Annotated in this window: 9 protein-coding genes; 6 read left to right on the top strand and 3 right to left on the bottom strand. The window is 72.3% G+C overall.

All coding sequences use genetic code 11. The features are described 5' to 3' along the window. The first annotated feature begins 400 nt into the window (after window positions 1-400). Window positions 401-1537: a glycosyltransferase family 4 protein gene (locus CCN42_RS24455; protein WP_086738851.1), complete on the top strand. Its 1137-nt coding sequence runs from the start codon at window positions 401-403 to the stop codon at window positions 1535-1537. Window positions 1538-1613: 76 nt separating this feature from the next. Here the strand turns inward: CCN42_RS24455 and CCN42_RS24450 are convergent, their stop codons facing one another. Next, the gene (locus tag CCN42_RS24450) at window positions 1614-3257 is read right to left on the bottom strand and encodes a PucR family transcriptional regulator (RefSeq protein ID WP_086171684.1); all 1644 of its coding nucleotides are present in this window, start codon (window positions 3255-3257) and stop codon (window positions 1614-1616) included. Window positions 3258-3480: 223 nt separating this feature from the next. Here CCN42_RS24450 and CCN42_RS24445 point away from each other — a divergent pair, with 223 nt between their 5' ends. Continuing rightward, complete coding sequence (locus tag CCN42_RS24445; protein WP_086738850.1) at window positions 3481-5007, top strand: APC family permease; 1527 nt, start codon at window positions 3481-3483, stop codon at window positions 5005-5007. 11 nt (window positions 5008-5018) lie between these two features. Beyond that, window positions 5019-6629 (top strand): flavin monoamine oxidase family protein, encoded by a 1611-nt coding sequence (locus tag CCN42_RS24440; protein ID WP_086738847.1) that lies wholly within the window; start codon window positions 5019-5021, stop codon window positions 6627-6629. A gap of 13 nt (window positions 6630-6642) precedes the next feature. Here the strand turns inward: CCN42_RS24440 and CCN42_RS24435 are convergent, their stop codons facing one another. Both CCN42_RS24435 and CCN42_RS24430 read right to left on the bottom strand, forming a co-directional pair. After that, complete coding sequence (locus CCN42_RS24435) at window positions 6643-8025, bottom strand: FAD-binding oxidoreductase (RefSeq protein WP_086738845.1); 1383 nt, start codon at window positions 8023-8025, stop codon at window positions 6643-6645. A gap of 70 nt (window positions 8026-8095) precedes the next feature. Then, entirely contained in the window at window positions 8096-9898 is a 1803-nt protein-coding gene (locus CCN42_RS24430; protein WP_086738843.1) for a glycoside hydrolase family 15 protein, read from the bottom strand. A gap of 522 nt (window positions 9899-10420) precedes the next feature. Between CCN42_RS24430 and CCN42_RS24425 the strand changes: the two genes are divergently transcribed. The 3 genes from CCN42_RS24425 to CCN42_RS24415 form a co-directional block, all read left to right on the top strand. Further along, entirely contained in the window at window positions 10421-12079 is a 1659-nt protein-coding gene (locus CCN42_RS24425) for a CTP synthase (RefSeq protein WP_086738841.1), read from the top strand. A 97-nt stretch (window positions 12080-12176) separates the two neighbouring features. Further along, window positions 12177-12803 (top strand): NUDIX domain-containing protein, encoded by a 627-nt coding sequence (locus tag CCN42_RS24420; RefSeq protein ID WP_086738839.1) that lies wholly within the window; start codon window positions 12177-12179, stop codon window positions 12801-12803. A 162-nt stretch (window positions 12804-12965) separates the two neighbouring features. Next, window positions 12966-13853 (top strand): AAA family ATPase (locus CCN42_RS24415; protein WP_158102124.1); only part of this gene is annotated, 888 nt, incomplete at its 3' end.

Below are 13853 nucleotides of genomic sequence, written 5' to 3'. Positions count from 1 at the left end.
GTCGCCGGGGGCCGGCGCGCAGGGCTGGTCGCCCGTGCCGCGGCTGCCGTGACCGTCGCCGTGTGCGGGGAGCGGATGGGTGCGCACGCCGGCGCGCGGGGGTGAGCCGTCGTGGACGTGGTGCGGGGTGCCGGGCCATGGGTGGGGGCCGGGTCACGGGTGAGGAGCGCGAGGTCACCCGCGCGCCTCGCCGGTTCACTCGTGCGGGGGATGCGAGTTGGCGCGTTGTCGCCGGGCCGGGTGGCGCTCGGGTGTGCGGTGTTCCCGGAACGGGCGTACGGACTGGCATCCTTGACGGGGCAGGGAAGGCGCCGCGCGGTACGCCCCCTCCGCCCGTTCCTTCTGTACGTTTCTCCGTGACCGTCGTGATCGACCGACGCCGAATCAGGAGCCCGGCCACGTGACCCCCGTGAGCAGCCACTCTCCGCACGGCCAGTCGCCGCTGCGCACCGTGCAGGTGCTGGGCGGAGGCAACGCCGGCAGCAGCGCGCACGTGCGTACGCTGGCCGCGGGGCTCGTCGCACGGGGCGTGCGGGTCACGGTGTGCGCCCCCACCGAGGCCGATCACATCTACGACTTCACCGGTGCCGGCGCCGATCATGTGCACGTGCCCCGCAGCAGCGACCCGGTGTCCGTGGCCGCGCTGCGGGCGGCCTGCGCCGACGCCGATCTGGTGCACGCGCATGGCCTGCACGCCTCGTTCCGCGCGGCGCTCGCGCTCAGCGGGAAACGCGTTCCGCTGGTCGTCACCTGGCACAACAGGGCGTACGCCGAAGGGGCGCGCGGGCATCTGCTGCGGGTGCTGGAGCGGCGGGTGGTGAAGGCCGCCGCGGTCGTGCTGGGCACCAGCTCGGACCTGGTGGACCGGGCGCGCCGCACCGGGGCGCGGGACGCACGGCTCGCCGCCGTGTCCCTGCCCGGCCCGCGGACGCCGGTGGGGCGCGGCGACCCGGACCGGCAGCGCTCCAAGGTGCGGGCCGAACTCGGCGCCATCGGGCGGCCGTTGCTGCTCGCGGTCGGCTCGCTGGACCGGCAGCGCGGGTACGACCTGCTGCTGGACGCCGCGCGGGCCTGGCGGACGCTGGATCCCGGGCCGGTCGTCGTGGTCGCAGGAGAGGGGCCGCTGCGGGGGGAGTTGCAGGGGCGGATCGAGGGCGAGCGGCTGCCGGTGCGGCTGGTCGGGGCGCGGGACGATGTCGCGGCGCTGCTCGCCGCGGCCGATCTGGTGCTGCTGCCGGGCTGCCGCGAGTCGCGGTCCGTGCTGGCCCAGGAGGCCCTGCGCGCGCGGGTGCCGGTCGTCGCGACCACCGTCGGCGGGATCCCCGAGCTGGTCGGGGACGCGGCGGAACTGGTTCCGGCCGGGGACGCGAAGGCCTTCGCCGAGGCCGTCGTACGGCTGCTCGGGGATCCGGAGCGGCGCGAGCTGCTGCGGGAGCGGGGCGTGCGGCAGGCGGCGACCTGGCCCACGGAGGACGAGACCGTCGCCCAAGTGCTGAGCGTCTACGACGAGTTGACGCAGCATCGGCCGCTGGCCTGACCCAGCCTCGGTCGGTCGTCCGGCCGGGCCTCGACTGGTGCCCGGCCGGACCCTGACTGGTGTCCGGCCAGGCCTCTCACCCCACGTGCCGTCGAGCCCGCAGGGCCAGGCTCAGAGCCAGGACCGTCTGGGGGTCGTCCAGGTCGGTGCCCAGGAGTTCACCGATGCGGGCGAGGCGGTTGTAGAGGGTCTGGCGGTTCAGGTGCAGCTCGCGGGCGGTCTCCGCCTTGCGGCCGGCGTGGGCCAGGTAGGTCTCCAGGGTGGGGAGCAGCGGGGGCCGGGAGCGGCGGTCGTGGTCGCGGACGGGACCGATCGCGCGGTCCACGAAGGCCGCGAGGTCGGGATGGTCGCGCAGGCGCCACAGCAGCAGGTCGATGTCGAGACGGCGCGCGTCGTACCAGGGGCGGTCGGTCAGGCCCTGGGCGGCGGTCGCGGTCTCCGCCGCGTGCCGCAGTCCGGCGGACGCCGCCGCCCAGCCGCCCGCCACCCCGACCACCACGACCGGCGGCGGGGCGCCCGGCCGCTGGATCCCGGCGCGCTCCACGCCGGCCCGCAGCGCCGCCGCGACCCGGTCGGCGACCGCCGAGCGCTCCGTCTCCGAGCGCAGGCCGAGCAGGAGGGGAACCCGGCCTTCCACCGGCCGTACGCCCAGTAGGACCGGTACACCGACCGACGCCAGTTCCTCGGCGACCGCGCGGGCGAGGACCGCCCAGCCCCCGCCGGGGGAGAGCGTGTCGCCGAGCCGCATCACCACCGGCAGCAGCGGGCTGTCGCCCGGCTTGAAACCGAGGACGCGGGCCTGGGCGGGGGCGTCCTCGGCGGCGATGCGGCCCTCGGCGAGGTCGGTGAGGAAGTCGCCGCGCCCGCGCGCGGCCAGCTCCTCCTCCTGGCGGGCCTGCATCAGGACGACGGCGAGGATGCCCGCGGCGCGCTCGGCGGCGATCCGGTGCACGGGCGCGAGCGGGGCGCGCACCGGCAGCAGGACGAGGCGGGCGCGGACGGATCCGGTGCCGGGCCCGCCGCCCGGTACGTCGACGAGGACGGAGCCGGCCGGTGGCGGTGTGTCCTTGTGCTGGCCGCGCAGGCCCTCCCAGACCTGGAGCGGGTCGGCGCCCTCGGGTCCGGCGCCGGCGGCGTAGAGCAACTGGCCGTCGGAGGTCTCCAGGAAGACCGGGTTGGTGCCGAAGTCGGCCAGGATGCCGAGGACCTGGGGGACCCCGCCGCCGCCGAGCAGGGCCTGCGTGCAGCGGCGGTGCACCTCCTCGGCGCGCTGGAGCAGGGCGTAGTGGCCGTTGACGATCTCGGTGTGGATCTCCTCGGTGACCGTCACGAACGGCACTTCGCGGTGCAGCTGGACCAGGGGGAGGCCGGCCGCGCGGGCTGTGTCGACGAGGGCGGCGGGCAGCCGGGTGAAGCGCGGGCCCAGCTCGACCACCAGGGCGGCGATGCCGCGTTCGGCGAGGGTTCGGACGAAGGCGCGCTGTTCGGCGGGGCGGGTGCCGAGGCCGTAGCCGGTGGTCAGGAGCAGTTCGCCGCCCTTGAGCAGGGAGGCGATGTTGGGCACCTCGCCCGCGTGCACCCAGCGCACGGTGCGCTGCAACCGGTCCGCCCCCGCCAGCACCTCGGGCAGGCCGCTGCGCAGGCCCGGCAGCTCCAGGGCGCGCTGCACGGTGATGCCGGCGCCCTGGCTGTCGAATCGGTGGTCGATGCGGCTGTCCATGCAGCGGACGGTACCGGCGTGCGTGTTCCGGCGACATCTCCGGACGGTTACGGCAGTGATCACCGGGCGCTCCGGCCCGACAATGCGTCGTCCCAGGCGCCGAATTGCACGACCCCGTGTCTGTTGTGGCCTGCGTCACTCTGCCGCGACACTGTCGCATTCGTAGTACGACCCCCGAGCAGCCTTCGGATTTCGTTGTGACGGTCCTTCGAGAGGGGCGGGAATGGCAGAAACATCCACGGGAGAGCACACACCCACACGCGAGGTGCACCGCCTGAAGGCGAACTCCGTGGGCCTGGTGGGCGTGGTGTTCATGGCGGTGGCGACGGCCGCGCCGATCACCGCGATGACCGGCAACCTGCCCATCGCGGTCGGCTTCGGCAACGGCACGGGCGCGCCGGCCGGTTATCTCTTCGCGACGCTGGTGCTGACGGTGTTCTCCGTCGGCTATGTCGCGATGGCCCGCCGGATCACCGCGGCGGGCGCCTTCTACGGCTACATCTCACACGGTCTGGGCCGCATCACCGGCATGGCCTCCGGGATGCTGGCCGTGCTGGCGTACATCGTCTTCGAGGCGTCCATCGTCGGCGTCTTCTCCTACTTCGCCCGGACCACCGTCGAGGACCAGCTCGGCGTCGACCTGCCGTGGATCGTGTACGCGGCAGCGATGCTGCTGGTCACGGCCGTACTGTCGTACTTCGACATCAACCTGACGGCGAAGGCGCTCGGCGTGATGCTGATCGCCGAGATCGCCGTGCTCTTCGCGGTCGCCACCGCCGTACTCCTCCAGGGCGGCGGCCCGGACGGCATCCCCGTCGAGCCGATCAACCCGGCGAACGCCTTCACCGGGACCTCCGCCGGGCTCGGACTGTTCTTCGCGTTCTGGTCATGGGTCGGATTCGAGTCGACGGCGATGTACGGCGAGGAGTCCCGCGACCCGAAGCGGGTCATCCCGCGCGCCACCCTGATCTCCGTGGTCGGCGTCGGGCTGTTCTACATCTACGTCTCCTGGATGACCATCGCGGGCAACGGGCTGAAGGGATCGGTCGAGGTCTCCTCCGGGACCAGTCCGCTCGACCTGTTCTTCGACCCGGCGCACAGCTTCACCGGCGCCTGGGCGGTGGACGCCTTCCAGTGGCTGCTGATCACCGGGTCCTTCGCCTGCGGCATGGCCTTCCACCAGTGCGCGGCCCGCTATCTGTACGCCATCGGCCGGGAGGGCTTCCTGCACCCCGCCCTCGGCCGCACCCACGCCCGCCACGGATCGCCGTACGTCGCCTCCTTCGCCCAGTCGGTCATCGCGGTCGCGCTGGTCGGCGCCTTCTGGCTGACCGGACAGGACCCTTACATCCACCTCTACACCCTGCTGGCGATCCTCGGCACGATGGCGATCCTCATCGTGCAGACCCTGTGCTCGTTCGCCGTCATCGGCTATTTCCGCCGGAACCACCCCGAGGACCGGCACTGGTTCCGCACCCTGACCGCCCCGCTGCTCGGCGGGATCGGCATGATCGCGGTCGTGGGGCTGCTGGTGGCCAACCTGGACACCGCGGCCGGAACGGCGGCCGACTCGCTCTTCTTCGAGGCCATCCCGTGGATCGTCGGGCTGGTCTTCTTCGGCGGCCTGGGCCTCGGCCTCTACCTCAGGGCCCGCCGGCCGGAACGCTACGAGGTCATCGGCCGCATCGTCCTGGAGGACGCGGCCGAGCGCACGGACGACGACATCGAGGAAGCGACCGCCACCGTCTGAGGAGCAGCACCATGTCCCGTACGCATGCCCTGCACGTCCTCCGTTCCCTCACCGCCGACCACACCGCCGCCCAGGCGCTGGGCGTGCCGGTCGAGGAGGCCCGGCTGCGGCGCCGGTCGGTCCTGAAGGGAGCCGCTGCCCTCGCCGCCACGACGGCCGCCGCCGCCACGACCGTCGCCACCGCCGCTCCCGCCTCGGCCGCCGCCGCGCCCCGGATCGCCGTCGTCGGCGCCGGGATCGCCGGACTCACCGCGGCGCTCACCCTGCACGACGCCGGCCTGCGCTGCACCCTGTACGAGGCGAACCCGAGCCGGGTCGGCGGCCGGATCCGCACCCAGCGCGGCCACTGGGCGTACGGCCAGACCTCGGAGATCGGCGGCGAGCTGATCGACACCAGCCACAAGAAGATGCTGGAGCTGTGCCGCCGGTTCTCGCTGCCCGTCGAGGACTTCCTCGGCGGCGGGCCGGGCGGGGCCGAGGAAGTCCTGTGGTTCAACGGCGAGTACTACCCGCGCGAGCACGCCGACCAGGACTTCAAGGCGGTCTACCAGGCCCTGCACCGCGATCTGATCGAGGCGGGGGAGGTGAGGTGGAACCGGACCACCCCGACGGGGACGGCCCTGGACACCATGTCGATATACGACTGGATCGAGTCCCGGGTGCCCGGCGGTCACGACTCCCCGCTGGGCCGGTTCATCGACGTCGCCTACACCGTCGAGTACGGCGCCGAGACCACCGAGCAGTCCGCGCTCGCCCTGGTGCTGCTGATGGGCTATCAGACCAATCCCGGCAACTTCAACGTCTGGGGCCTGTCCAACGAGCGCTACCACGTCGTCGGCGGCAACGACCGGCTCCCGCAGGCGATCGCCGGCCACCTGCCCGAGGGCACGATCCGGCACGGCTGGTCGCTGACGGCGGTGCGGGCCGGCGCCGACGGCACCCAGACGCTGACGTTCACCGAGGCGGGCGCCACCCGCACGGTCACCGCCGACCACACGATCCTGTGCGTGCCGCTGCCCGTGCTGCAGACGCTCGACCTGAGCCGGGCCGGGTTCGACAGCCGGATGACGAGCCTGCTCGAGGACGCCCGCATGGGGTACTGCACCAAGCTCAACATGCAGTTCTCCAGCCGCCCCTGGCGCGGCACGGGGGCCTGGCCCGGGGTGTCGGCGGGGGACTGCTTCACCGACGGCCGGGTGCAGCAGACCTGGGACACCACCAAGATCCAGCCGGGCACCGGCGGCATCCTCATCCAGTACCACGGCGGCACCCTCGCCAGGTCGCTCGCGCCCGCCGGGCCGTTCTCCACCGAGAGCGATCCGTACGTGGCGCGACTCGCGGCGGCCCACACCCGGGAGATCGACGCCTTCTTCCCCGGCACCTCGGCCGCCTGGACCGGGAAGGCCCAGCTGTCCGCCTGGCACCTCGATCCGTACGCCCGGGGCGCCTACTCCTACTGGCCGGTCGGCTATCTGCACCGGTACGCGGGCTACGAGGGCACCCCCCAGGGCAACATCCACATCGGCGGCGAGCACTGCTCCTACGACTTCCAGGGATTCATGGAGGGCGGCGCGACCGAGGGCGAACGGGCGGCGCGGGAGGTGATCGACGCGGTCCGGTAGCGGGGCGGCGGGGTCAGGCGGGCCTGATGTTGTGGTTGAAGCGGAACACGTTGTCCGGGTCCCAGCGGCGTTTCAGCGCCGCGAGCCGGTCGGTGTTCTCCGGGCCCAGGCCCGCCCGGACCCGGTCGGCGCCCTCGTCGCCGATGAAGTTGAGGTAGACCGCGCCGGTTGCCCAGGGGCGGACGTGGCCGCGCACGTCGTGGACCCAGGGGATGCACCGCTGGTCGTCGGCGGGGTCCGCCCAGATGCCGAAGGGGTGCACGACCCAGGGGGAGTCCCGGTAGGGGACGGGGTACTCGGCGGGGCCGTCGGCGACGGCCCCGCCGAGCGGGAACAGCACGTGCTGGGTGCCGGTGGGTACCGGCATGTTCTGCGCGAGGGCGCAGAAGACGTCCACGAAGTCGTCCGGGGCACCCGTCAGGTACTCCGCCGACCAGTAGTTCCGCATCCCCGGCGGATCGTCGATCATGCACTGCACGTCGGCGTACGGCATCCCTCCGACGATCTCCGCCTCGTGCGGCAGCGCCAGCAGCGGCTCCGCGACCTTGCGCAGGTCCTCCTCCGAGCCCGCGTACGTCAGCAGCGCCACGCACACCAGCGAGCCCACCAGGTGCGGCGGGACGAAATCCTCCGGTGGCGCGGTGAGGTACAGCACGCCGCCGCCCGCCTCCACCGGACCGGACTCGATCACGTCCCGGAAGGTGCGCACCACCTCGCGGCCCGCCTCCGGGCGGTACAGCAGCAGGGCGATGGCGAACTCGGGCAGCTCGTGCAGCTTGAGGGTGAGCGCGGTGGCGACGCCGAAGTTGCCGCCGCCGCCGTGCAGCGCCCAGAACAGGTCCGGGTTCTCGTCGGCGCTCGCGTGCGTCCGCTCGCCGTCGGCGGTGACCAGCTCCACACCGAGCAGATTGTCCACCGCGAGCCCGCACCAGCGGTCCAGCCAGCCGCTGCCGCCGCCCAGGACGAAACCGCCCACCCCGGTCGTCGAGGCCCGCCCGCCGGTGGTGGCCAGGCCGTACGGCTGGGTGGCGCGGTCCAGATGGCTCATGGTGGCGCCGCCCTCCACGCGGACCGCCTCGGCGCCCGGATGGACCGTCACGCCGTGCATCCGGCGCAGATCCACGACCAGCCCGTTGTCGTTCAGCGCCATCCCGGCCACGCTGTGCCCGCCGCCGCGCACCGCGATGTTCAGGTCCAGCTCCCGGCCGAACCGCACGGCGCGCACCACGTCGTCCTCGTCCGCGCACTGCGCGATCACCGCCGGACGGCGGTCGATCATGGCGTTGAAGACGGTCCGGGCCTCGTCGTAGCCCGCGTCCCCCGGCGCGAACACGTCACCGGCCAGATCCTCGCGCAACGCGGCCAGGGCCGTGCCCGCCTTGGAGAGGGAAGCCATGGCCGCCCCCTTTCCGCACAGGGGGTTCGGACACTTCCCAGCCTAGGCGGGCCCGGCCTGGGCGGCTCGCTCAGCCGCCGTACGCGCCGGAGGCCGTCAGCCGCAGCGCGGTGTCGATCAGCGGGACGTGGCTGAAGGCCTGCGGGAAGTTGCCGACCTGGCGCTGCAGGCGCGGATCCCACTCCTCGGCGAGCAGTCCGAGGTCGTTGCGCAGGGAGAGCAGCTTCTCGAACAGCTTGCGGGCCTCGTCGACCCGGCCGATCATCGCCAGGTCGTCGGCCATCCAGAACGAGCACGCCAGGAAGGCGCCCTCGTCGCCGGGGAGGCCGTCGACGCCCTCGTTCTCGCCCTGCGTCGGGTAGCGCAGGATGAACCCGTCCGGGGTGGACAGCTCCCGCTGGATCGCCTCCACGGTGCCGATCACCCGCTTGTCGTCCGGGGGCAGGAAGCCCACCTGCGGGATCAGCAGCAGCGAGGCGTCCAGCTCCCTGGAGCCGTAGGACTGCGTGAAGGTGTTGCGTTCCTTGTCGTAGCCCTTCTCGCACACCTCGCGGTGGATGTCCTCGCGCAGTTCCTTCCAGCGCTCCAGCGGGCCGTGCGCGTCGCCGGACTCGATCAGCTTGATCGTGCGGTCGACGGCGACCCACGCCATGACCTTGGAGTGCACGAAGTGACGGCGCGGGCCGCGCACCTCCCAGATGCCCTCGTCGGGCTCCTGCCAGTGCTTCTCCAGGTAGCTGATCAGCTTCAGCTGGAGCAGGGAGGCGTAGTCGCTGCGCGACAGGCCGGTCATGTGGGCCAGGTGCAGGGCCTCGGTGACCTCGCCGTAGACGTCCAGCTGGAGCTGGTGCGCGGCGCCGTTGCCGACCCGGACCGGGGCGGAGTTCTCGTAGCCGGGCAGCCAGTCCAGCTCGGCCTCGCCCAGCTCGCGCTCGCCCGCGATGCCGTACATGATCTGCAGGTTCTCCGGGTCCCCGGCGACGGCCCGCAACAGCCACTCGCGCCAGGCGCGGGCTTCTTCCCGGTAGCCGGTGCGCAGCAGCGAGGAGAGGGTGATCGCCGCGTCCCGCAGCCAGGTGTAGCGGTAGTCCCAGTTGCGCACGCCGCCGATCTCCTCCGGCAGGGAGGTGGTCGGGGCGGCGACGATGCCGCCGGTCGGCGCGTACGTCAGGGCCTTCAGCGTGATCAGCGAGCGGATCACCGGCTCCCGGTAGGGGCCGTGGTACGTGCAGTGCTCGACCCACTCCCGCCAGAAGTCCTCCGTCGCCTCCAGCGACTGCTCCGGCTCCGGCAGCGGCGGCGCCTCCTTGTGCGAGGGCTGCCAGGAGATGGTGAACGCGATCCGCTCACCGGGGGAGACCGTGAATTCGGAGTAGGTGGTCAGCTCCTTGCCCTCGGTCTCGACATGCGTGTCGTACCAGACCGAGTCGGGGCCGGCCACGGCCACCGTGCGGCCCTCGTGCTTGTGCACCCAGGGCACCACCCGGCCGTACGAGAACCGCATCCGCAGCGCCGACCGCATCGGGACCCGGCCGGAGACGCCCTCCACGATCCGGATCAGCTGGGGCGCGCCGTCACGCGGCGGCATGAAGTCGATCACCCGGACCGTGCCGCGCAGGGTGTCCCACTCGGACTCGAGGATCAGCGAGTCGCCGCGGTAGCTGCGCCGGGCCGCGACGGGCGGCTCGGCGTCGGCGGCGTGCGCCGGGCCGATCCGCCAGAAGCCGTGCTCCTCGGTGCCCAGCAGACCGGCGAAGATGGCGTGCGAGTCGAAGCGGGGCAGGCACAGCCAGTCGACTGTGCCGTCCCGGCAGACCAGGGCAGCGGTCTGCATGTCTCCGATGAGTGCGTAGTCTTCGATGCGCCCGGCCACGTGCTAACTCCAGTCGAACGGCCACGTAGCCCCGAACAGGGGGCTGTCGCTCAGTGCGGTCAAGGGGTCGTTGTAATGCGTCGTTGAGCTCTGAAGCAAAACCGTCGCCGAGCCGTTGGCCCCGGGACGACAGTCGTCACTCGACGATCTGACGAGCTCTCGTTGTTCCGGTTTCTTACGGGCTGGGGTGGTGCCGTTCGGCCGGCGGGCTCGGCAGCGAGTGTCCGAGCAGGATACGACGCACGTAGATGATCTGCGTGCCGGTCCGGACAACGGGCTTGCGCCGAACGCGTGAGCAGAGGGTGAGAGAGGCGTGAGCGGTTCACGTCCGTGGCGGACCGTGCGCGCAGCGTCGCCGGAAGCCATCCCGCCGAGGCGCTGATACCCTGGTAGCCCGTGGACCGGTGGGCGTAGAACCCCCGAACCGCAGCGACGGCTCCTCCAGGAAAATCCCGGTGTCCCACCGGACCGGACGGCCGCACCGCACCCCCAGACCGAGACCACGGGAGCCCCCTCTTGGCCATGCCGCCCAAAACAACGACGACCAAGCACATCTTCGTCACCGGGGGTGTCGCCTCCTCGCTCGGCAAGGGTCTGACCGCCTCCAGCCTCGGCATGCTGCTGAAGGCGCGGGGCCTGCGCGTCGTCATGCAGAAGCTCGACCCGTACATCAACGTCGACCCGGGCACGATGAACCCCTTCCAGCACGGTGAGGTGTTCGTCACCAACGACGGTGCCGAGACCGACCTGGACATCGGCCACTACGAGCGTTTCCTTGACCGGGACCTGGACGGCTCCGCCAACGTCACCACCGGTCAGGTCTACTCGACGGTGATCGCCAAGGAGCGGCGCGGCGAGTACCTGGGCGACACGGTCCAGGTCATCCCGCACATCACCAACGAGATCAAGCACCGCATCCGCCGGATGGCCGCGGACGACGTGGACGTCGTCATCACGGAGGTCGGCGGCACGGTCGGCGACATCGAGTCGCTGCCGTTCCTGGAGACCGTCCGCCAGGTCCGCCACGAGGTCGGCCGGGACAACGTCTTCGTGGTGCACATCTCCCTTCTGCCCTACATCGGCCCGTCCGGCGAGCTGAAGACCAAGCCGACCCAGCACTCCGTCGCCGCCCTGCGCAACATCGGCATCCAGCCGGACGCCATCGTGCTGCGCTGCGACCGCGAGGTGCCCACCGCCATCAAGCGGAAGATCTCGCTGATGTGCGACGTCGACGAGGCCGCCGTCGTGGCCTGCCCCGACGCGCCGTCGATCTACGACATCCCGAAGGTCGTGCACGCCGAGGGCCTGGACGCCTACGCCGTGCGCAAGCTGGACCTGCCGTTCCGCGACGTGGACTGGACGACCTGGGACGACCTGCTCGACCGCGTCCACAACCCGGCGCACGAGATCAACCTGGCGCTGGTCGGCAAGTACATCGACCTGCCCGACGCGTATCTGTCGGTGACCGAGGCGCTGCGCGCCGGCGGCTTCGCCAACCACACCCGCGTCAAGATCAAGTGGGTCACCTCCGACGACTGCCGCACCCCGGCCGGCGCCGCCGAGCAGCTCGGCGACGTGGACGCGATCTGTATCCCCGGCGGCTTCGGCGACCGCGGTGTCTCCGGCAAGGTCGGCGCGATCCAGTACGCCCGCGAGAACAAGATCCCGCTGCTCGGCCTCTGCCTGGGCCTGCAGTGCATCGTGATCGAGGCCGCGCGCAACCTGGCGGGCATCGCCGACGCCAACTCCACCGAGTTCGACCCGGCCACCGCCCACCCGGTGATCTCCACCATGGCCGAGCAGCTGGACATCGTCGCCGGTGAGGGCGACATGGGCGGCACGATGCGGCTGGGCATGTACCCGGCCAAGCTCGCCGAGGGCTCCATCGTGCGCGAGGTCTACGACGGCAAGGAGTACGTCGAGGAGCGGCACCGCCACCGGTACGAGGTCAACAACACGTACCGCGCGGAGCTCGAGAAGAAGGCGGGCATCCAGTTCTCCGGCACCTCCCCGGACGGCAAGCTGGTCGAGTACGTGGAGTACCCCCGTGAGGTCCACCCGTACCTCGTCGCCACGCAGGCACACCCGGAACTGCGGTCCCGGCCGACCCGCCCGCACCCGCTGTTCGCGGGTCTGGTGAAGGCGGCCGTCGAGCGCAAGACGGCGCAGCCGGGCAAGTAGCACAACGGTTGTACGGTGGCCGGGGTGCGTCCCTCTCGACGGGACGCGCCCCGGCTTTTTCTGTACGTCTTCTTCTGAACGTCTGGAAGGACAGGGCATGACGATCAAGGACACCCCCGAGGAGTGGGAGATCCGGGCCACGGACACCCCCTTCCGGGGCAAGAAGACCTCCGTCCGCACCGACGAGGTGGTCATGCCCGACGGCACGGCGGTCACCCGTGACTACCAGGTCCACCCCGGCTCGGTGGCCGTCCTCGCCCTCGACGAGGCCGACCGCGTCCTGGTGCTGCGCCAGTACCGGCACCCGGTGCGCCAGAAGCTGTGGGAGATCCCGGCCGGACTGCTCGACGTGCCCGGCGAGAACCCGCTGCACGCCGCGCAGCGGGAGCTGTACGAGGAGGCGCACGTCAAGGCCGAGGACTGGCGGGTGCTGACCGACGTGTACACCACGCCCGGCGGCTGCGACGAGGCCGTACGGATCTTCCTCGCCCGTGATCTCTCCGAGGCCGAGGGCGAGCGCTTCGAGGTCGAGCACGAAGAGGCCGACATGGAGCTGGAGCGGGTGCCGGTCCAGGAGCTGGTGCGGGGGGTGCTCGCCGGGGAGCTGCACAACAACTGCCTGGTCGTGGGTGTGCTGTCGCTGGTCGCCGCGCGGACGGGGGACGGACTCGACGCCCTGCGCCCGGCGGAGGCGCCGTGGCCGGCCCGGCCGTTCGCCTCCTGATCCGGCGATCACCCCCTCCGGTGTGACCATCGCCTGATCCGATCGGGGGACGCCACCGCCGTGCTCCACCGGGATCGTCGCAGAGCGTGAACTAGGCTCTGGAAACGCCCGATCGGAGACCCGGCGGGCTGTGCACGTGCAGGTGGGACGGGAGTGTGGCCCGTGACGGATCAGGCGGTGGACGCAGGCGGCTTGGAGCTGTCGGGACACACGTCGCAGGAGTTGTTCTTCCTGGGCCGCACACGGGAGTTGAAGGAACTGCGCGCCGACATCGAGCGTGCCGGACTCGACACCCTGGCCGGCCGCAAGGCGCCCCGCGCCCGGGTGCTGCTGATCGCCGGGCGGCCCGGCTCCGGCCGCACCGCCCTCGCCGAGGAGCTGGTCCGGCAGGTCGCCGACCGCTACCCGGACGGGGTGCTGCGGGCCCGGCTCAGCGAACCCGACGGCACCCCCGTCCCCACCGAGCGCGCCGCCCGGGACCTGCTCGCCGAGCTGGGGCTGCCGGCCCCCGCCGGAGCCGCCGTGGACGACCTCGCGGCGGAGCTGCGCGCGGCCCTGGCCGGCCGCCGGTCGGTGCTGCTGCTGGACGACGCGGCCGACGCCGAGCAGGTCGACGCGCTGCTGCCGGACACCCCGGACTGCCTGGCCGTCGCCGTCGCGCAGGGCCCGCTGACCGGGATCGCCGACGTCCGCCCGTGCACGCTGGGCGGCCTGGACACCAAGTCGGCGGTGGAACTGCTGTCCCGGCGCACCGGCTCGGTGCGGATCACCGTGGACCCGCGGGCCGCCGAGACCCTGGTCGAGGAGTGCCAGGCCCAGCCCGCCGCGCTGATGCTGGCCGGCGGCTGGCTGGCCGCCCGCCCGAAGTCGGCCGTCGCCGACCTCGCCAAGCAGTTGCGCGCCGGGGACGACGAGGAGACCGCGGGCACCCCGCTCAGCCGGATGTTCCGGCTCCTCTACGCCGCCCTTCCGGTGCCGGCCGCCCGGATACTGCGACTGCTCGCCCTGGCCCCCGCCGGACATGTGGACCCGCACACCGCCTCCGCGCTG

The organism is Streptomyces glaucescens, assembly GCF_002154375.1.
Classification (GTDB): domain Bacteria; phylum Actinomycetota; class Actinomycetes; order Streptomycetales; family Streptomycetaceae; genus Streptomyces; species Streptomyces glaucescens.
The sequence above is the reverse complement of the archived record's forward strand: the minus strand, read 5'-3'. Positions and strand labels throughout refer to the sequence as shown.

What these genes read in the sequence shown, in the direction of transcription:
- CCN42_RS24425 (WP_086738841.1), top strand. Translation starts at nt 10,421, where the DNA reads ATGCCGCCCAAAACAACGACGACCAAGCACATCTTCGTCACCGGGGGT.
- CCN42_RS24435 (WP_086738845.1), bottom strand. Translation starts at nt 8,025, where the DNA reads ATGGCTTCCCTCTCCAAGGCGGGCACGGCCCTGGCCGCGTTGCGCGAG.
- CCN42_RS24450 (WP_086171684.1), bottom strand. Translation starts at nt 3,257, where the DNA reads ATGGACAGCCGCATCGACCACCGATTCGACAGCCAGGGCGCCGGCATC.
- CCN42_RS24420 (WP_086738839.1), top strand. Translation starts at nt 12,177, where the DNA reads ATGACGATCAAGGACACCCCCGAGGAGTGGGAGATCCGGGCCACGGAC.
- CCN42_RS24445 (WP_086738850.1), top strand. Translation starts at nt 3,481, where the DNA reads ATGGCAGAAACATCCACGGGAGAGCACACACCCACACGCGAGGTGCAC.
- CCN42_RS24440 (WP_086738847.1), top strand. Translation starts at nt 5,019, where the DNA reads ATGTCCCGTACGCATGCCCTGCACGTCCTCCGTTCCCTCACCGCCGAC.